Genomic DNA, 19,238 nt, shown 5'->3' with positions numbered 1-19,238 from the left:
GCCAATTGTTATCTGATTTTTCAAGAAAATCGCTTGATCCCAATCAGTCGTCTTCCTTTGCAAGCCGCAAGAGATCCTGAATATGACTGAATGGTCCGCTGCTGGCTGCCGCGTTGTCCTGATAGCAGTTCAGAGCTGCGCTTGGATTAGGCGTCGAGTTTGAGAGCATTTACTCCAGCGGGAGGGGCGATTTCGCTGTGGTCCATAGTCATTCCGCTCGATAGGTCGGGTCTGAGGTTTCATCGTTTTTTTTTACCATTTCTGCAGATCTTCTGAGCCAATTACAGGAGACCGCTCATGAGGATCATTCGTCTGAAAGAAGTCATCGATTCGACCGGTTTGGCCCGGTCGACCATCTACAAATACATGGCGGAAGGCAATTTCCCCAGACCGTTGTCACTAGGCGACCGCTGTGTCGGCTGGGTTGATAGCGAAGTGCACGATTGGATCCTGGCAAGGATAGAGGAGCGCGACTTAGCTAACGGTGCTTAGCCACGAGCGTGGCTAGCTGAAGGAGCCCTGGGCGCAGTGACTGGCTACAGCCAGTCACTGCGCTTATGCCGTTAGGAAGAAGGCATTCTCAGTTAACTCTCTCAACATGCGCTTTCTGTGAATATCACGGCTGGTTCGGTTATGTAGCACCCTATTGTCAGACCAGGCTGGGATTGCTACAGGTGATTGGATCGGGATCTAGTTATATAGCTATAAATAGCTATAAAGATTTCGCCTATCAATTACTAACTATTCAATAGGGGTGGCTGTGAGCTGAGCAGTACCTTCCGGTCTATGAGTAGCGCATAGGTAAAGAAATACACATTTCGTACTTAGTATGGGAATCACCTACAGGTACACAATCATGGCAAAACTAAGCATCAACATTCTGCAGTCTCAGTCTGATACCGCCATCCGAATTGAGCGCCTCATCAGTGCTATTCAGCGTACAGACAACAAAGCCTTCCGAAAGACATATTCGAAGTATGGAGATGAACAGGTCCGTGATACCAAACTGTCCAAGTACTACGGTGGGGTCGAGCAGATGATCACGCTGTTCGAGGGAGATGTGGATTATCAGTACAGCTGGCAGTTGGGGATTTTTCAGCAAGCCTGCCAGGTCATTGGAATTGAGCTCAGTCCATATGGAATTACCTGCTTAAGCGAAGATGAAACTCGCTATCTGAGTGCCAGCGAGACACTGGATGAGCTGACCAAGTGTATCCGTACTTTCCTTGCCAAGAAGAGATTCAAGCGTCGGGAGCATGATCAGCGCTACCTGGCCATTCAGCAAGAGATCGAGATTGGTCGTTACGTAGATGCCGTGCTTGATCGCTACGCCCGTACATGTGTGGTCAGGGTCGACCTGTATTACCGTGCGGAGGCTCAGACGAGATTGCGGGTGGAGCGAGTATTCGACGATCTGAGTCAGCTGATTGCTGAGCGTGAACGCAACCCGATTTTTGAGGGTGAAACTGGCTATATTTGCACCGTTGAGCAAGGTGAGGAGCGTGGGTATCACATCCATGCTGCCTTCTTCTTCAACGGCTCTGAGGTGAGTGCCGATGTCTACAGGGCAAAGCGGATCGGTGGGCTGTGGGAGCACATCACCCGTGGTCGGGGCTACTTCAACAACTGCAACCTTGATAAAGATAAATACCGAGGCAGGCTAGGGGTTGGGCTGATCCATCGGTGGGATCTAAGCGCGCGGAGTAAGGTGCATTACGCCATGCGCTATCTGGTCAAAAACAATCAGCATCTGCGGCTGAAACCGGCAGGTGCTCGCTGCTTGCGTAAAGGGCAGGCAAGAAGGGCCCCCCGGGGTAGTCATCAGTCCACCCCGTAGTGAGCGCGATTAATCTCCGAGGTCCTACAGATGTCTAGTACTGCCTGGGCCCAGACATGTAATTAGCGCTGGTTTGATCTATTTCGTTTGGTTATCATCATTTTTAGTATGACATCTGAGCTGAACGGAAAAAGCCTCCCTCGCATGCCCAATATCGCACTTGAAAATGCTTCGCCCAACCAGCGAGAGCGGCTGTGGCAGATCGACTTTCTGGCGCGTTTTCGTGGCCAGGTGACTCGGCAAGACTTAGTGAGGCGCTTTGGAATCGCGCTGTCTAATGCCACCCGTGATTTCACACTGTATCGCCACCTGGCACCGGACAATCTCGACTACGACCATCGCGAGAAGGTCTATCGAAGCACTCCGGAGTTCCGGCCGCTTTTCGCCTATGACCGCGAGCACACCCTTCAGGCCCTGACCTTGGGGCAGGGCGTGGGGTTCGAAGCTTGTGCTCAAACGATCATGGTTGATGCCGCACCGACGCTCAATCAGCCTGATCTTGAGACTCTGGCTTCGGTGTCTCGTGCCATTTACGCCGGCAAGGCCTTGGCTATTGGTTATGTATCGGTCAGTAGTGGCGAATCCAGCCGAGAAATCGTGCCGCATAGCCTGGTTAACACCGGCCTGCGCTGGCATGTCCGTGCCTACTGCAGAACTCATGCTCAGTTTCGTGACTTCGTATTAACCCGTATCACCCAGGTCCATGAGCTGGATGGCGATGTAGAAACCGCAGCCGAGTCTTGGGAGCGGGATAAAGAGTGGAATCATGAGGTTGTACTGGAGCTGATTCCCCACCCCAATGCTCCGCATATCCACGCCATCGAGCTGGACTATGGGCTGACGCCTGGGCAACCCATTCGAGTGCAGGTGCGGGCCGCTACAGCGGGTTATCTGCTGCGGCGTTGGGGAGTGGATTGCAGCGTGAGTGCCGGCTTAAACCCGGGCGAGTATCAGTTGGCTCTGCGCGAGCCTAAGAGCGTTGCGCTGCAGGCCAACCTCTCCATTGCTCCAGGATTTACCTCAGAGACCGACTGTCGATGACCAGTAACGCGACACAGCAGAAATTTGGCTTCAAGTTTGGCCGCAATGGTGCGCATGCCGCGCGCACCATGATGCTGGCTGAGCTCACCGAGTTGTTCCAAGGCCGCGAAGCTGAGGCGAGTACGGCGCAGTATCAGGAAGACATCGAGCTCTTCAATGTACTGCATAAACCGACAGAAAAGGCCCGTAAGCTGACCTGGCGTCACCTGGTTGATCTATACACGATGGACAAAAACGTCGTGCTATTCCGAGCCTTTCGCCGCTTGTGGGAGAGTGACGCGAGCGCACGCGCCTTGCTGACCTGCCAAATAGCCTTGGCTCGGGACCCACTGCTTAGGCTGTCGCAAGAAAAGGTTTTGTCGCTTGTGCTTGGGCAGTTGTTGCCGCGCGAGGAAATGGAACAGGCCTTTGAGGAACAGTTCCCCGACCGCTACAGCCCGGCAACACTCAAGTCTTTGGCGCAGAACGTCAACGGCACGTGGACCGATGCCGGCTACTTGCAAGGCCGAAGCAAAAAGCGTCGCACCGAGCCTGACATCCGCCCGGTGAACGTCGCCTTTGCGCTGTTTATGGGCTACCTGCAGGGTGCAACAGGTAACCGCCTGTTCAATACCGAGTGGACCAAATTGCTCGGCTGCCGTCAGGAGCGCCTACTGGAGCTGGCTCGTCAGGCCAATCACAGCGGCCTGCTGAATTTCAAACATTCCAGCGAAGTTGTGGAAGTCACCTTCCCCGACCACCTGACCAAGGAAGAGGAGGCTTGGTTGCATGAGTAACCGCCTGAACCGTTTGCTGAAAAGCTACAGCAACCACATTAGCCTGCCGTGGATCAGCGGCTTGGCCAATGAGCAGCGGGTGCTCTTTGCCGTCTACCACAAGGAGGATGAGCTCAAGCTGCGTGCCCGCATCGAAGAATTTCGCCTGGCTACTGAAAGTGCCGGCCACCCCTGGCTGGAGCTGGATATTACGCGCCTGTTTCCAGAGTGGATGGCGCAGCAAAAGTACCGCGAGGATTATTTCGAGGACCCCGACTCGCTCACCTCGAAGTACAAAACCTTTGCTCGCCAGTCCGTCGTAGCACTGGCAGAACGAATCCAGAACCAGGCCGACAGCAACACCTTGGTCGCCCTGGTTGGCTGCGGCACCCTGTTCGGGTTCGCCTCGGTCTCCGATTTCGTCAAGCAACTGGCCGAGCATGTGCCGGGGCGTTTGCTGGTGCTGTTCCCTGGGGAATACGTCAACAACACCTATCGCCTGCTGGATGCCCGTGATGGCTGGGGCTACCAGGCAACGGCCATTACCGCTGACAACTGAATACCGGCAGCAGCTGCCGCTTCGAATTGAATCGCGCATATGCGCACAGGGAGTACGCTCAGGATGTTGAACCGCGAGATTTACGATCTTGACCCGCAACAGAACCGTCTGGAAAACAACGGTGTCGCCGAGGTCAAAGACGACCAATCCCAGCAGGCCCTGAAAACGCTGCGCTACGAGCTGCAGACATTTGTCTGTGATGGCGAGTACCAGGCGGGTCTCGACAAGATCCTCTCTGCCTATCTGCGGAACCTGGGTGACGGCCATGAGCAGCCGGGTGTCTGGATTTCCGGCTTCTTCGGTTCCGGTAAATCGCACCTCGCCAAAATGCTTCGCGCCCTCTGGACCAACCAAAAGTTCAGCGACGACGTTGCTGCGCGCGACATTGCCGAGCTCCCGCAGGAAATCAAAGACTACTTCAAAGAGCTGAGCATCCAGGCCACGCGCTACGGCGGTGTGCATGCAGCCTCCGGTACCCTGGGCGCCGGCGCTAACAACAATGTGCGTCTGGCCCTGCTTAATATCGTCTTCAAGTCCGCCGGCCTGCCGGAGCAATACCACCAGGCGCGCTTTGTGCTCAGGCTGCAAAAGCAGGGCATCTTTGATCAGGTCAAAGCGCATGTCGAAGAGGCAGGGGACAATTGGGAAGACGAGTTGGAAGACCTTTACGTCTCCAGCAGTATCGCCCGTGCCTTGCTAGCCATCGATAGCACCCTGGGTGATGACGTCAAACAGGTGCGCCAGCTGCTGCGCGAGCAGTATCCCAATGTGCAGGATGTGACCAACCAACAGATGGTCGATGCCATCTACGACGCCTTAGCTAAGGATGACCAGTTCCCGCTGACACTGGTTGTGCTCGATGAGGTGCAGCAGTACGTAGGCTCTGATTCGGAAAAAGCCCATCAGGTGCAGGAGGTCGTCGAAACCTGCTGCAAGAGCTCCAAGTTCAAGAGCAAGATGCTGTTCGTCTCTACCGGCCAGAGCGCACTGTCAGGTATGGCCAACCTGCAGCGTCTGCTTGGCCGTTTCCAGATTCCTGTGCAGCTGTCGGATACCGATGTTGAATCCGTGATTCGCAAGGTCATCCTGCGCAAGAAGGCCTCAGCCCGTCCGCAGCTGGAGCAGGTCATGCAGTCCCACCTGGGGGAGATTTCCCGCCAGCTGCGTGGGACCAAGATTGAGCATCACCGCGACGACGAAAAGATCATGCTCGCCGACTACCCGCTGCTGCCCGTTCGCCGGCGCTTCTGGGAAAAGGTCCTGCGCATTGTCGATACCACCGGTACCGCTTCGCAGCTGCGTAATCAGCTCAAAGTCATCCATGAAGCCGCGCAGGCCACTGCGGATCAACCTATTGGTCATGTGGTAGCCGCCGACTTTATCTACAACCAGATTTCGGTCAACCTGCTGCAAACCGGGGTGATCTCCAAAGAAATCGCGGAAACTATCGGTCGCCTGTCAGCCGGCACTGCTGACGACAAGCTCAAGTCCCGCATCCTGGCCTTGGTGCTGTTGATCGGCAAACTGCCCACCGACCCGACGGCCGACTGCGGCGTGCGTGCCACCGCCGAGATGCTGGGTGACCTGCTGATTGATGATCTCAACCAAGGCAAAGAGATCATCCGCAGCCAGGTGCCCAAGCTGCTGCAAGAGCTGGCCGACGACGGGCTGGTCATGGCGATGCAAACCAGCAGCGGTACGGAGTATCGCCTGCAAACCCAGGAAAGTGCCCAGTGGTACGACACCCTGCGCCAGCAAGAGGCCGACTTGCGTGGCAACCTGCAGCGCGTGGAAAACATCCGGGTGGATCTGCTGCACAAGGAGCTGCGCAGCCAGATTGCCAAGGTGCGTCTGATCCAGGGCAAGTGCAACGAGCCGCGCCAGGTTATTGCCTGCTTTGAGCCCGAACTGCCCAAAGACGCCAGCGAGAAAATCTACGCCTGGGTTCAGGACGGTTGGGCCTTGGATGAAAAAAGCTTCACCAGCGAAGCCCGCAGCCGAAACCCCAGCGAGCCGACCATCTTCATTTATGTGCCGGCGCGTAATCGTTCCGAGCTGACCAACGCCATCATCGCTGAGCACGCCGCTCAGGCCACCATCGATAATCGTGGCTTGCCAGGGACCGATGCCGGTAAAGATGCGTATAGCGCCATGCAAACGCGCCAGCGTGAGGCGCATAAGCAGGTGCAAACCCTGTTGAGCGAAATCTTCGACGGTGTGCAGGTCTTGCAAGCCGGCGGTAACGAGGTGGATGGCAACAGCATCAGCGAGCGGGTGGATACGGCCGCCAAGGCCTCCCTGGTGCGCCTGTACCGTGAGTTCGATCAAGCCGACCACCCGGCCTGGGGTAAGGTCTTTGAACGGGCCAGCAAGGACGGTGGGCAGAACGCCCTGGAAGTGCTGGGCTACAAGGACGATGCCGAGAAGCATCCCGTCTGCGCCGCCATCAAGCGCTTTATCGGCGTATCGAAAAAGGGCAGCGAGATCCGTGAGTACTTCCTCGCCGCGCCCTATGGCTGGCCGCAGGATGCCATCGACGGCGCGCTCTATGTGCTGCTCGCCAGTGGCATCCTGATTGCCACCGACAACCGCAATAGCCCGGTCACCGCCAGCACCCTTGAACGCAAGCAGATCACCCAGGCCAGCTTCCGCCCGGAAAGCATCACCATTCGCGTGGCGGAAATGATCAAGATCCTTAGCCTTCTCAAAACCTGCGGCATTGACTGTCAGCGGGGCGAGGAGGCGAGCAAGCTCGCTCTGTTGGCCGAAAAGGGCAGAGAGCTGGCCAAGCGCGCGGGTGGCGCTGCGCCCCTCCCGGTAGCACCGGATACCAAGGTCTTTGACGAGCTGGCGCGTCAGTCCGGCAATGCCCAGCTAAAGCAGGCGCTGGATGAGCAGGAGGCGATCAAGCAAGCGATCAAGGAGTGGAGCGAAACCGCCAAGCTGATTGAAGCCCGTCGGGGTGATTGGACACTGCTGAGCAGCCTGCTGGAGGTCAGCCGTGGCTTGGCCTTCCACGCGACGATTCAGACTGAAGCGGATGCCATCATTCAGCAGCGCTCGCTACTGGATGAGCCCAATCCGACCAGCGCACTGATTAAGCAACTGGTGAGCAAACTGCGCGATGCCGTTCAGTTCCACGTGCAGGCCTATCTGGAGCGGCATGCCAGCTGCCTGGCCCAGCTGCAAGCCGATAGCCACTGGCAAAAGCTGAGCGATGAGCAGCAGCGCGCCATCCTGGAAAAACGCAAGCTGCTGACCTTGGAACAACCCACGTTGAACGATGCCGAGGCCATTCTCGACAGCCTCGGGGAGGTCAGCCTGGAACAGTGGACGGACCGTACCGACTCCCTGGCCAGCAAGTTCGACAGCGCCCGCCTGGAGGCCGCCGAACTGCTGCAGCCCAAGCTGCAACGCATCAACCTGCCGCGCCAAACCTTTGAAAGTGAGGCCGATGTGGATGCTTGGCTGGCCGCGGTCAAGCTACAAATTCTCAGCAAGCTCAATGACGGACCGGTGACTTTCTAATGACCCAAGCCCAACACCGCCAGCCCCTCGACAAAGCCCTGCGCCGGGCGCTGGAAGCCACCGTCATCAAGGCGCGTGATATTGCTGAACAGGCGGCTGCCCAGGCGCTTACGCGCCTGAGCGTGGCGGATGCCAAACCTGCGGATTACCTGAACGATGAGCAGCGCCGCCTGCGTACCCGGCTGCGTGCCCATGGCCGCCAGCTCGGCGATATCAAGCAGGACAATGACAAGCAAAGCATCAACAAGCTGATCACCGAGGTGGCCTACGAGCATTGGCACCGCATGTTATTTACTCGTTTTTTGGAGCAGAACCAGCTGCTGATGTACGACGAGCATTGGTCGCTGACCTTGGATGACTGCTCCGAACTGGTACAAGACCCTGACAGCCTGCGTGATGAGCTGGAGCGTCGTTGCCAAAGTGGTTGGGAGCTGGCCGGCGTACTTGCCTCAAAAATGCTGCCGCAGATCTTCCGCGTTGATTCGCCGGTGTTCGAGCTGGAGTTTGCCCCTGAGCATCAGCGCGAGCTGGAAAGGCTGGTCATTGGTTTGGCGGTAGAGATCTTCAAGGCACAGGACAGCCTGGGCTGGGTCTATCAATTCTGGCAAAGCAAGCGCAAGGACGAGGTCAACAAGTCGGAGGTCAAGATCGGCGCCGACGAGTTGTCACCGGTCACCCAGCTGTTTACCGAACCCTATATGGTCAGCTTCCTGCTGGATAATAGCCTGGGTGCCTGGTGGGCTGGCCAGCACCTCACGGCGGATGACTGGCAAACCGCGCAAAGCGAACAGGAACTGCGTGAAAAAGTTGCCATCCCCGGTATGCCGCTGAGCTACCTGCGTTTTGTCAAAGAGGAAAGGGCTCAGCAGTGGCAGCCGGCCTCCGGCACCTTTGACGCCTGGCCAAAACGGCTCAGTGAACTGAAAGCGCTCGACCCCTGCTGTGGCTCAGGCCACTTCCTGGTGGCTGCCTTCCTGATGCTGGTGCCCATGCGCATGCAGGCCGAGCAGCTGACTGCTCAGCAAGCGATCGATAAAGTACTCAGTGAAAACCTGCACGGCCTAGAGCTGGATCAGCGTTGCGTCGAACTGGCCGCCTTTGCCGTGGCGCTGGAAGCCTGGCGCTTCCCGGATGCTGGCGGTTACCGCAGCCTGCCAGAGTTGCACCTAGCCTGCAGTGGCCTGTCCATCGCCGCCGCCCGCGACGAATGGAAAGAGCTGAGTCGCAAGGCGGGCAAACAGAACCTGACCATTGCGCTGGACTGGATGTACCAGACCTTCAAGGATGCCCCAGTCCTTGGCAGCCTGATCAACCCACGCCGCAGCAAGGCTGCCCAAATTGCCCAGTGGAGTGAGTTGCAGCAACTGCTGGGCGAGGCTCTGACTCAGGACCAGGCCAATCAGCAAGGTCAGGCCGATGGCGAAACCCTTACCCTGAATAATCGCCTGGAAGCCGGCATTGTTGCTCAAGGCCTAGTCAAAGCCGCTGAGCTACTGGCTGGCCAATACACCTGGGTAATCACCAACGTGCCTTACCTGGCGCGGGGCAAGCAGCACGACACCCTCAAGAACTACTGCGAAAGCTATTACCCCGCAGGTAAGAACGATCTGGCCACGGTATTTCTCGACCGTTGCCTGGAGTTCTGTGTGCAGGGTGGCACCGCTAGTATTGTGCTCCCGCAAAACTGGCTATTCCTTACCAGCTACCGCAAGTTCCGCGAGAAGCTGTTGCAGAATGACAGCTGGCATTTGATTGCCCGTATGGGTGAAGGAGCGTTTGAGTCCTCAGCCGCTGCAGGCGCATTCGTTGCGCTGATTACTCTGAGTCGTGGCAATGGAGTGGGGCAGTCGGCGGATCTGCTGCGCAGTGGCGAGCCGGGCAACTGGATTCGTGGAGTGGATGTGTCCGAGCAACACTCTGCGCAAGAAAAGGCAGCTCAGCTCCAGCTAGATGAAATGAAATCCATGCTGCAGGCCAAGCAGCTTGAAAATCCTGATGCGCGGTTGTCGTTTGATGAAGCTAGAGACATCTCGCTGCTTAGCCAATATGCGGATGGCTTGGTAGGACTTCAGACTAGTGATGATCCGATGTTTGTATGCGCCTTCTGGGAACAGTCGGATATTGATCGGGCTATCTGGGAACTTATGCAAGGAACCCCTACTGAGTTAAAGCCTGACGCAGGGATGACCTGGTTGGTTCGGTGGGAACAAGGAAATGGATTATTACTGTCTTTGCCTACTGCTTATCCTACAAAGGGGCTTAAAGCTATTGGCAAAGAAGGTGTGGCTATCCATCGGATGAGGCAATTATACCCGTACACCTACGCCAAGGAGCGCTTTCATCAAAACGTTGCAGTGATAGTCCCAAAAGACGGATCACACCTACTTGCTATTAGGTGCTTCTGCGCTTCTCCTACTTACACCGAGGCCGTCCGGCGAATTGATCAAAAACTAAACGTTACTAACGCCACGCTCGTTAAAGTCCCCTTTGACTTGGAGTACTGGACAAAGGTTGCCGAAGAGCAATACCCCAATGGTCTGCCCCAACCCTACACGAACGACCCCACCCAATGGATCTTCCACGGTCATCCTTGTGGTTCGGTGATTTGGGACGAAGACAGCAAATGGACCGCCCATGGCGAACTGCGCGTTGATGACACCGTGCTGCAAGTGGCGGTGGCGCGTTTGTTAGGTTATCAGTGGCCAGCTGAATTAGACGCTGAAATGGAACTGGCCGCCGAGCAGAGGGCGTGGGTGGATCGCTGTGCGGAGCTGGCAGGGTTTGTCGATGACGACGGCATTGTCTGCCTGCCGCCAGTGCGCGGTGAAAAGGCTGCCGATAAGCGCCTGGATGCCCTGCTGCAAGCCGCCTATGGCGAGGCTTGGACTACGCCGCTAAAAAACCGTCTGCTGGAAACCGTCGGCAGCAAGTCCCTCAGCCTGTGGCTGCGCGACAAGTTCTTCGAGCAGCACTGCAAACTGTTCCAGCACCGGCCCTTTATCTGGCATCTCTGGGATGGCCTCAAAGACGGCTTCAGCGTGCTGGTCAATTACCACAGGCTCGACAAGGCTATCCTTGAGCGCCTGATTTACGTCTACCTGGGTGACTGGATCCGTACTCAGCAAGCAGGTCTGGTCAATGGCGAAGACGGCGCCCAAGAGCGCCTCGCTGCCGCTGAGGTCTTGAAGAAACAGCTGGAAGCCATCCTGGAAGGTGAAAAGCCTTACGATATCTTCGTCCGCTGGAAGCCCCTGGCCGAGCAACCTATCGGTTGGACTCCCGACCTCAACGACGGCGTGCGCTTCAATATTCGCCCGTTCATCTACGCCCGCGACGTCGGCAAAAAAGGCTCCGGTATCCTACGTTGGGCTCCTAACATCAAGTGGGCCAAGGACCGAGGTAAAGACGTCGAATCCGCTCCCTGGTTCACGCTCGGTCTGCAGTACGACGAAAGCGAAGGTGCGCGGATCAATGATCATCACCTGAGCTTGGCGGACAAGCGGGCGGCAAGGAACTAGCTGATGATCAAATCCGTCCACAACTACCCCGTCTCCACCTTGCTCGATATTGAAAGTGGGGTGATCTATGCCATCCCACGCTACCAGCGCGAGTACACCTGGACCCGCGCCCAGTGGGATGCACTGTTTGACGACCTGCTGGATAACGAGGCTAATTACTTCCTCGGCTCGATCATCTGCATCAACCAGTCGCAGGATGCTTTGTCGGTGCAAAGCCTGGAGCTCGTGGATGGCCAGCAGCGTATGACGACGTTGTCATTGCTGCTGGCTGCGATTTACGAAAGCTACAAGGCGCAACCCAATCTGGGCATGGAACAACAGATCGAGCTTTACAACCTTAAGCACAAACTGGTGCTGAAGAAAAAGCCAGATCAGGCCCGGATGATTCCCCAGGTACAGAACAACAACCAGCAGGATTACTTCGCGGTGCTCAACAGGGCTGGGATTTTGGAGGATGTGGAGCTGGTGCCGAATGCAGGTAACCGCCGCGTGCTGAAAGCCTACCGGCACTTTCTGTGGCGCATTGAGCAGTATCTGGTAGGGCTTAATGATCCGGTAGCTAGCCTGCAAGCTCTGCTTGAAAAAGTGAACACCGCCAACTTGGTCAAGATCGAGGTAGCAGGGCATTCCGATGCCTATACTTTGTTTGAGTCGCTGAACAATCGTGGCGTACCGCTAACGGCCATTGATCTGATCAAGAACAAGCTGCTGGCGGTATTGGAGTCCAAGGATCCTGGCTCTATCGACAAACAATATAACCGCTGGAAGAAGGTCATCGATGCTCTGGGTGATGACTACGCGGTGCAGGAGCGTTTTTTCCGGCAGTACTACAACGCGTTCAAGCCGGAGCTGAAAACTATTGTCTCGGTGCCGGTGGCGACCAAGTCGAATCTGATGCAGGTTTATGAGAAGCTGATCGCCCATGATGCTGAGAACTTTCTGCAGGCGATGATTCGGCTCTCGATCCATTACGCGCAGATTGTTGGCTACTGTGCCGTATCGGATCAGCCGAAGTTGTCCCGCCTGCTACTGTCGCTGGACCGTATCCAAGGTGCGGCGGCTTATCTGTTGTTGATGGTGCTGTTTGAGTACCGGGAGGCTTTGGCGCTTGATCATTCTCAGCTAGAGCAGGTTGTTCACTACTTGATTGCCTTCTTTGTGCGCCGCAATACCACCGACCTCCCACCTACCCGAGATCTGACACGCATCTTCATGGATGTGGCTGAGGCAATCATGGCGTTGAGAGGGGATGCTGTTGTCAGTCAAATCAAACATCGTCTGACCGCCGAAAGCGCAAGCGATGAGCAGTTTGAGAAGAGCCTCAAGGGACCAATCTACGAGGACAACAAAGCCGTTTGCCGCTTTGTACTTTGCGCGCTGGAAGAAAACCGTATGACCCGCGAGACGCAGGTTGATCTCTGGGCCTTGAAAGGCAAGCAATACGTCTGGACCATCGAGCACATCTTCCCGCAGGGGGAGAACATCCCTGATACCTGGGTGCAGATGATGGCCAGCGGTGACTCCGCCCTTGCTGAGCAGTACCGTCAGACCTATGCCCATTCTCTGGGCAACCTGACCATCTCTGGCTACAACAGTGCGCTTGGCAACAAGAGCTTTGCCGAGAAGCAGAACCGCGTGGATAGCCAGGGGCGGAAGGTTGGCTACAACAATGGTCTGTACTTGAACCAGGCGTTGGCCAACGAAACCAGTTGGACCGTGGATAAGCTCAAGGTACGAACGGATCTTTTGGTGCAAGAGTTGCTGAAGACGTATCCTCTGTCGGTTTTGTGATTATGTATTCAACCTTGTTTTGACTGGTACGAAGCCAACCGCCAAGGACTACTATGAAACTGATTGACCTGTTGGCCAACGAAGTCCGTGCCAGCGCTGCCTACAACTCTAACGTTCAAGCCGCACCCAACGTCATTCTTTGGACCGATAAGCTGCGCCAGTGGGAGCCAGCCTTGCCCTTGCTTCAGGCTGCCATGCCCGAGCTGATTGTGCTGGGTGACTATGCGCCTGAACGTAAAACCGGACCGGCTATCTGGATCAAATGTGTGGTAGAGGATGTCTTACCTGGCATTGAACTGCCCGCCGACCGTACACCCATTGTCTATTTGCCAGGCCATGAGCGGCGAGATTTACGCGCTATAGCTACGTGCCCGGAGGCGCTCAAGCCGCTGGCTGAGTTGCAGTACCGTGGTTGCTGGTGGATCTACAGCAATTCCGGTCGGGATTGGACGGTGAATGCCTTCCTGATATCTAGCAACGGCGGCGCTGGGCTGGATGTGGCTAAGGATGAAAAAAGCCAACAGGTCATGCTGCGTGTGCTGCCCGAGATTCTTGAAAGCGAACGCGATGAGTTGAGTAATCGCCGTCTGGAGGCAGCGGACTTCAACAAGCTTGTCAGCAGCGACCCGGTTCGAGATTTGCTTAGCTGGATGAATGACAGCCAAGCCAGCCGTGAGCGCTGGGAGCTTGCTCGTTGGCAGGCGTTGGTCGGTATTTGCGATACGGAATACCACTTTCATCCGGAGCAGGATGGCGAACTCACCGCTGCGGAGTTGCTGTGCCAACGCCAGGGCGTTTGGGATTCTGTCTGGCAGCGTTTTGTAGAGTCTTGTGCCCATTATCCCCAGTTACCGCAGTTGCTCTTGAAGGTTCAGGCCGATCTCGCTGCTAGCGGTGACAGCTACCCGTCGATCAATGCCAGTGAAGAACAACAGCTTGAGCGGGATTTAAGCGGGCTACTTCAGCAGGAGCCAGCCAAAGTGCGCTTGGCCATTGGGCAGCTTGAGGCTCGGCATGCTGACCGCCGTGAGTGGGTTTGGTTCTCGCTTGATATGTCCCCCTTAGCTGGGGTGCTACAGCATCTAGGTGAGATCGCGAAAGCCACTTCAACCACCTTCTCAGGTGCTGCCCCAGAGGAAATGGCAAGTCAATACAAAGACCACTATTGGCGGGCGGATGATCATGCCCTACGGGCGTTGGCTTATCCGCTGTCTTCAATGCAGCAGGGATTGGTCCAAGGCATCCTGGATTTGATTTATACCCCGTGGCTAGATGGAATTACATCCAATTTCCAGAACCTGGTTCGCAGCAAGGGCTACCCGGGGTCTGATCAGGTCAATGAAGCTACTGCTGACTATGCCGTAGCGGGAGAGGCGGTTTTCTTTGTAGATGGCTTGCGCTTCGATACGGCTCAGCGCCTAGCTGGCAAACTACAAGGTTTGGGCGATATTCAGCTCGCTTCTAACTGGGCGGCGCTGCCTTCGGTTACCGCGACTGCCAAGGCCGCGGTCACGCCAGTGCATGATCGCTTGACCGGTCGTTTGACTGATCGAGACTTTGAACCAAGTCTGTTGGATGATGATAAAGACTTTTCGGCCCACTATCTGCGCAAGCTACTGCAGGAAAAGGGCTGGCAATACCTGGAAGAAGGGGAGTCAGGCGACCCATCTTCGAATGCCTGGCTGCAGAGTGGTGATATCGATAAGGAAGGCCACGTAAAAGGGCTGAAACTTGCCGCGCGAATCGACATCCTGCTTGATGAGGTTGTGGAGCGGGCTGAGGAGCTGATTGCGGCCGGCTGGCGGAAGATTCGGATTGTCACCGACCATGGCTGGGTCCTGACGCCCAGACCGATGTCGAAAGTCGATTTGCCCAAGCATCTGACAGAGACTCGCTGGGGCCGCTGTGCGGTCATCAAGGACTCTGTTGAAACGGGTTATCAGCAGGTGGGTTGGTATTGGAATAGCGCTGTTAGCATCGCTGTAGCGCCAGGCGTCTGTAGCTTCAAGGCCGGTCAGCACTATGATCATGGTGGTTTAAGTCTGCAGGAGTGTCTAACCCCGGTCATTGAAGTTCGTAGCGCACAACCCGCTGTATCGGTATCTGCAGTTACCGCGACCCTGTCGGATATTCGCTGGTTGGGACTGACCTGCAAGGTACAGGCTGAAACCCAAGCAGACGGCATATTGGCGGTGCTGAGAACGCATCCGGGGGATCCGGATTCGGAAATCAGCAAACGCAAGCCACTCAAAGAATGCAAGTGCAGCCTAATGGTGGATGACCAGTATGAGGGCAGCTCTGCGGTGTTGGTGCTGCTGGATGATCAAGGCAATGTGCTAGCGAAGAAGCCGACATTGGTAGGAGACGAATAAGTGGAAATGGACACGCTGGACCGAAAGGCTGCTGAGGCCTTCGAGGGGTATCTGGTCCGCAAGGATCTGGTCCGAACTTTTGCCCGCCAGTTTCCGGTACCCACCTATGTAGTTGAGTTCATGCTGGGGCGGTACTGCGCGTCCACCAATCCTGAGGAAATCGAAGAGGGGCTGGAGATTGTGCAGCGCCAGCTGTCTTCCAGAACCGTGCGTGCGGGAGAGGAAGAGCTGTTCAAGGCGAGGGCCTACAAGACGGGTTCAGCAAAGCTAATTGATATTGTCAGCGTGCGCTTCGTGGAAAAGGAGGGGGGCTATCTGGCTAGTCTGCCCAGCCTGAACCTGAACCGGGTGCGTATCCCAGACCAGATTGTCGATGATAACGAGCGCCTGTTGACCGGTGGATTTTATGCTGAGGTCACCCTTGAGTACGACGGGGTAATTGCAGAGGAGAAGGGCAACGCCTTCGGTATCTCCGAATTGCGGCCGATCCAGATGTCCAAGCGCAATGTGCTAGATATCATGGCTGAGGCGCGCAGCAACTTCAGCAGCGAGGAATGGCGTGACTTTCTGGTTCGCTCCATCGGCTTGGAGTCCAGCGCTCTGACGCAGCGTGTCAAGGATGCCATCTTGCTACGGATGATCCCTTTCGTAGAGCGCAACTACAATATGGTCGAGTTAGGGCCGCGGGGTACCGGCAAGAGCCACCTGTTTCAGCAAGTATCGCCTTATGCTCACCTGATTTCCGGTGGCAAGGCGACTATCGCCAAAATGTTCGTGAATAATGCGAGCGGCCAGCGCGGCCTGGTATGCCAGTACGACGTGGTTTGCTTTGACGAGGTGAGTGGGATCTCCTTCGATACAAAGGAGGGGATCAACATCATGAAGGGCTACATGGAGTCCGGTGAGTTCAGTCGTGGCAAGGAAAGCATTCGTGCCGATGGCTCGATGGTGTTTGTCGGTAACTTCGATGTAGACGTAGAACATCAGCAACGCGTTGGCCACCTGTTTGGTCCGCTGCCCGCTGAAATGCGCGATGACACTGCGTGGATGGACCGTATTCATTGTTATCTTCCCGGCTGGGATGTGCCGAAGATGAACAAGGATCTAACCACTGATCACTTTGGTTTGGTAAGTGACTTCTTTTCCGAGTGCATGAGCCGGCTGCGGTTTGAGAGCCGCGTATCCGTTATGCAAAACCGTGTTCACCTGGGAGGGGCACTGAGTGGTCGTGACACCAATGCTGTTAACAAGACGGTGTCTGGTTTGCTCAAGCTGATGTACCCCAAACAGGATATGGCAGTCTCCGATGAGGATCTTGAGTGGGCAACCCGCTTGGGCCTTGAAGTTCGTCGGCGGGTGAAAGAGCAGCAGAAACGGGTAGGGGCTGCCGAGTTCCGCAATACCCATTTCAGTTACTTCATCGGCGGTGATGGCGTCGAGAAGTTCGTTGCAACCCCTGAGCTAAGAGCCGACAACGAGATCGGTGACGATCCGTTGGAGCCTGGTCAGATCTGGACCATCAGCGAAGGTGGGGCCGATATTGATGACAATGCCGGCCTGTATCGCATTGAGGTCAATGAGGGGCCGGGTTCTGGGGTGAAGATCCTCAACAACCCCGCACCACCCGCGTTCAAGGAGTCAGTACGCTACGCTGAACAAAACCTGTACTCACGCGCAGGGCAGTTTATTGGTGACCGCGATCCGCGTTCTCATGAGTTTTCCATTCAGCTGCGGGCTTTTGATGCAGCGAAGCGTGGCTCTAAGTTGGGCATGGCAGCGCTAATCGCCATGTGTAGTAGCTTGCTGAAGAAATCCGTCAAGGGCGGGCTAATCGTCGTCGGTGAAATCAACCTAGGCGGCTCCATAGAACCGATCAGCAACGCAGTAAACATCGCCGAACTGGCTGTGGAGAAGGGCGCCAGCGCATTATTGATGCCGGTGACCGCGCGCCGCCAGCTCTACGATCTCTCGGATGACATGGCCACCAAGATCGACATCCAGTTTTACCAGGATGCACGTGATGCTTTGTTTAAAGCGGTTGTGGAGTGACCGCTTAGCCATTTGTGATCTAGCGTTGAGACAAAAAAAGAAGAAGCTAGCCCACACCAACGTGAGCGGCCAAATGGCCGCTCACGTTGGTGTGGGCTGTTTACCGCGGGGTATGTTGTTCTGGGTTCCGCAGCCGAGCGAAGATCCAGCAAGCCAATATCACCGCGATCAAGAGTGGCGGAAAGCGCACCATCAAAATCACCAGCAGCAAGCTTGCCAAGGAGCCAGCAAGGATGCCGGCGAACACGACCACCGCTGCGAAGGTGCGTAGCAATATCTCCATGCAGCCTCCTTACAGGTAGCCCTGTTCTGCCAGCGAAACACAGCCTTCTTGGCCCACCACGATATGGTCTAGGGTTCGCACCCCAACCAGATCCAGTGCCTCCTTCAGTTTGCGGGTAAGGTTGCGATCCGCCAGGCTTGGCTCGGGATCTCCAGATGGGTGGTTGTGCACCAGGATCATTGCAGCGGCGTTGTGCTCTAGAGCTAACTTCACGACCTCGCGTGGGTAGACGCTGGCGCCGTCCAGGGTGCCCCGGAAAAGCTCGTGAAAGACGATGACGCGGTTTTTGCTGTCGAGCATGAGTAGGGCGAAAACTTCATGTTCATACTCGGCCAGCAGGGCTTGCAAGTGGCAGGTTACCTCCTTGGGTGATGTCAGTGCACGTCCTCGACGCAGGCGCAGATTCGCCAGCTGGCGGGCCATCAGCAGAATGTCGGTTTCGGTGACCGGCGACTCGACTAGGTAGGTGCCGGTCGAGTCACTGGCCTTCAGCTTGTGCAGTCGCATGCTGGGCTCCTTGGTAATGATCCAGCAGTGGGGTATGGCGCAGGGCTTGCGCCTCCAGCTTTTCGGCCAGGCTGTTTTTCACGGATCGCTGGGGAGTCTTGGCGATAGGGGATTGGCTCTCCTCGACGGGGTAGAACTCCTCGACGATGGTGCCGGCGTCTTCCTCGCTGTCCTCGAACGCGCCATTGGCGAAGCCACGCTGCGCCGCTTCATCCAACGCAGCTTGATCGAAGCCTGCTGCTTTCCGCTTCGCATCGAGCTCATTGGCGGCTTGTAGCCCCTCAGCCATGTCCATACCGCCGCGTACTGTCAGGTCGACGTAGAAGATCGGCGTGCCATGACTCTGACGAGTCGACTTGCCACGTAGGCGCAGCTCCAGCGGCAGGCACGCCAAACGGTTGCCGGAAATGGCCTGGAAGTAATACAGCCGGGCAGCTAGCGTGCGGATGCTGTTGAAGCCGGTGGTGCGGAACACAAAGCTACCTAGCGGATCCTCATCGCCAATGATCACGTTTAGCCGTCCGTAGGGCCTACAGGCATTACCCTTGGCCAGTGGGCAGGCATCCGGCGAAGGGCAGGGCAGAGACTGCATACCTTCTTGAGTGACGCGCTTGCAGGTCTCACCATTGCCCACGCACAGCGGTCGTCCGGACTGTCGATCAAATAGGGTGTAGTCGGCACGAAGGTTCAGCTCAGGCTCGTTGAACAGCAGGCGCACCGGAATGCTTCGCAGTTTGTCGTCCTTACCCTGACGAAGCCCGTCGTTGAGAGGGTGCAACAGCCAGCCGTCCTTGGCTTGTACCTGGGAGGTGATGGTGAACTGGTCATCCTTCTCCGGCAGACGCTTGCCATTTTTCTCGATGACCTTACCGATGGAGATGCGCCCGAGCACTGGGGGCGTCAGGGCTAAGCCTTTCAGCATGGTGGTTCTCCTGAAAATGAAAAAAAGCCAGCCACGCAGCGCGAACTGCATGAACTGACCAAGGGGGATGGAGTGA

General features: G+C 56.4%; 13 protein-coding genes. 10 read left to right on the top strand and 3 right to left on the bottom strand.

Features of this window, described 5'->3' with window-relative positions; translation table 11 throughout:
• The first annotated feature begins 297 nt into the window (after positions 1–297).
• From OCX61_RS23920 to brxL, 10 genes are all read left to right on the top strand, one after another.
• Positions 298–492 carry a helix-turn-helix transcriptional regulator gene (locus tag OCX61_RS23920; RefSeq protein ID WP_196184090.1) on the top strand — a complete coding sequence of 65 codons (195 nt, stop codon included), beginning with the start codon at positions 298–300 and terminating at the stop codon, positions 490–492.
• A 364-nt stretch (positions 493–856) separates the two neighbouring features.
• The gene (locus tag OCX61_RS23915) at positions 857–1,837 is read left to right on the top strand and encodes a YagK/YfjJ domain-containing protein (RefSeq protein WP_261941657.1); all 981 of its coding nucleotides are present in this window, start codon (positions 857–859) and stop codon (positions 1,835–1,837) included.
• A gap of 144 nt (positions 1,838–1,981) precedes the next feature.
• Positions 1,982–2,878, top strand: a complete 897-nt coding sequence (locus OCX61_RS23910) for a helix-turn-helix transcriptional regulator (protein WP_261941656.1) — start codon at positions 1,982–1,984, stop codon at positions 2,876–2,878.
• Positions 2,875–3,654: a DUF1819 family protein gene (locus tag OCX61_RS23905; RefSeq protein ID WP_261941655.1), complete on the top strand. Its 780-nt coding sequence runs from the start codon at positions 2,875–2,877 to the stop codon at positions 3,652–3,654. Before OCX61_RS23910 ends, OCX61_RS23905 begins: the two co-directional genes overlap by 4 nt.
• Entirely contained in the window at positions 3,647–4,192 is a 546-nt protein-coding gene (locus OCX61_RS23900) for a BREX protein BrxB domain-containing protein (RefSeq protein ID WP_161892242.1), read from the top strand. Before OCX61_RS23905 ends, OCX61_RS23900 begins: the two co-directional genes overlap by 8 nt.
• A gap of 63 nt (positions 4,193–4,255) precedes the next feature.
• On the top strand, positions 4,256–7,720 hold the full coding sequence (gene brxC, locus OCX61_RS23895; RefSeq protein WP_261941654.1) for a BREX system P-loop protein BrxC: 3,465 nt from the start codon (positions 4,256–4,258) through the stop codon (positions 7,718–7,720).
• Positions 7,720–11,238, top strand: coding sequence for an Eco57I restriction-modification methylase domain-containing protein (locus OCX61_RS23890; RefSeq protein WP_261941653.1), 3,519 nt, complete (start codon positions 7,720–7,722; stop codon positions 11,236–11,238). The genes brxC and OCX61_RS23890 overlap by 1 nt, the downstream gene beginning before the upstream one ends.
• Positions 11,239–11,241: 3 nt before the next feature.
• Positions 11,242–13,029, top strand: a complete 1,788-nt coding sequence (locus OCX61_RS23885; RefSeq protein ID WP_261941652.1) for a DUF262 domain-containing protein — start codon at positions 11,242–11,244, stop codon at positions 13,027–13,029.
• A gap of 53 nt (positions 13,030–13,082) precedes the next feature.
• Positions 13,083–15,401 (top strand): BREX-1 system phosphatase PglZ type B, encoded by a 2,319-nt coding sequence (gene pglZ, locus OCX61_RS23880; RefSeq protein WP_261941651.1) that lies wholly within the window; start codon positions 13,083–13,085, stop codon positions 15,399–15,401.
• Positions 15,402–15,407: 6 nt separating this feature from the next.
• Positions 15,408–17,450 carry a protease Lon-related BREX system protein BrxL gene (gene brxL / locus OCX61_RS23875; protein ID WP_261941650.1) on the top strand — a complete coding sequence of 681 codons (2,043 nt, stop codon included), beginning with the start codon at positions 15,408–15,410 and terminating at the stop codon, positions 17,448–17,450.
• Positions 17,451–17,550: 100 nt separating this feature from the next.
• Here the strand turns inward: brxL and OCX61_RS23870 are convergent, their stop codons facing one another.
• From OCX61_RS23870 to OCX61_RS23860, 3 genes are read right to left on the bottom strand one after another with little or no spacing between them, the layout of a single operon-like run.
• Positions 17,551–17,733, bottom strand: coding sequence for a hypothetical protein (locus tag OCX61_RS23870; RefSeq protein ID WP_261941649.1), 183 nt, complete (start codon positions 17,731–17,733; stop codon positions 17,551–17,553).
• A 9-nt stretch (positions 17,734–17,742) separates the two neighbouring features.
• The gene (gene radC / locus OCX61_RS23865) at positions 17,743–18,240 is read right to left on the bottom strand and encodes a RadC family protein (RefSeq protein WP_261941648.1); all 498 of its coding nucleotides are present in this window, start codon (positions 18,238–18,240) and stop codon (positions 17,743–17,745) included.
• Positions 18,212–19,162, bottom strand: a complete 951-nt coding sequence (locus OCX61_RS23860; protein ID WP_261944358.1) for a recombination directionality factor — start codon at positions 19,160–19,162, stop codon at positions 18,212–18,214. Before OCX61_RS23860 ends, radC begins: the two co-directional genes overlap by 29 nt.
• Positions 19,163–19,238: the final 76 nt, after the last annotated feature.

It is taken from the genome of Pseudomonas sp. LRP2-20 (assembly GCF_024349685.1).
GTDB lineage: Bacteria > Pseudomonadota > Gammaproteobacteria > Pseudomonadales > Pseudomonadaceae > Aquipseudomonas.
This window is presented reverse-complemented; position numbering and strand designations above follow the sequence as displayed.

Excerpts from the sequence above, each read along its gene's own strand:
- OCX61_RS23920 (WP_196184090.1), top strand. The coding sequence starts at position 298 with ATGAGGATCATTCGTCTGAAAGAAGTCATCGATTCGACCGGTTTGGCC.
- OCX61_RS23915 (WP_261941657.1), top strand. The coding sequence starts at position 857 with ATGGCAAAACTAAGCATCAACATTCTGCAGTCTCAGTCTGATACCGCC.
- OCX61_RS23910 (WP_261941656.1), top strand. The coding sequence starts at position 1,982 with ATGCCCAATATCGCACTTGAAAATGCTTCGCCCAACCAGCGAGAGCGG.
- OCX61_RS23905 (WP_261941655.1), top strand. The coding sequence starts at position 2,875 with ATGACCAGTAACGCGACACAGCAGAAATTTGGCTTCAAGTTTGGCCGC.
- OCX61_RS23900 (WP_161892242.1), top strand. The coding sequence starts at position 3,647 with ATGAGTAACCGCCTGAACCGTTTGCTGAAAAGCTACAGCAACCACATT.
- brxC (WP_261941654.1), top strand. The coding sequence starts at position 4,256 with ATGTTGAACCGCGAGATTTACGATCTTGACCCGCAACAGAACCGTCTG.
- OCX61_RS23890 (WP_261941653.1), top strand. The coding sequence starts at position 7,720 with ATGACCCAAGCCCAACACCGCCAGCCCCTCGACAAAGCCCTGCGCCGG.
- OCX61_RS23885 (WP_261941652.1), top strand. The coding sequence starts at position 11,242 with ATGATCAAATCCGTCCACAACTACCCCGTCTCCACCTTGCTCGATATT.
- pglZ (WP_261941651.1), top strand. The coding sequence starts at position 13,083 with ATGAAACTGATTGACCTGTTGGCCAACGAAGTCCGTGCCAGCGCTGCC.
- brxL (WP_261941650.1), top strand. The coding sequence starts at position 15,408 with ATGGACACGCTGGACCGAAAGGCTGCTGAGGCCTTCGAGGGGTATCTG.
- OCX61_RS23870 (WP_261941649.1), bottom strand. The coding sequence starts at position 17,733 with ATGGAGATATTGCTACGCACCTTCGCAGCGGTGGTCGTGTTCGCCGGC.
- radC (WP_261941648.1), bottom strand. The coding sequence starts at position 18,240 with ATGCGACTGCACAAGCTGAAGGCCAGTGACTCGACCGGCACCTACCTA.
- OCX61_RS23860 (WP_261944358.1), bottom strand. The coding sequence starts at position 19,162 with ATGCTGAAAGGCTTAGCCCTGACGCCCCCAGTGCTCGGGCGCATCTCC.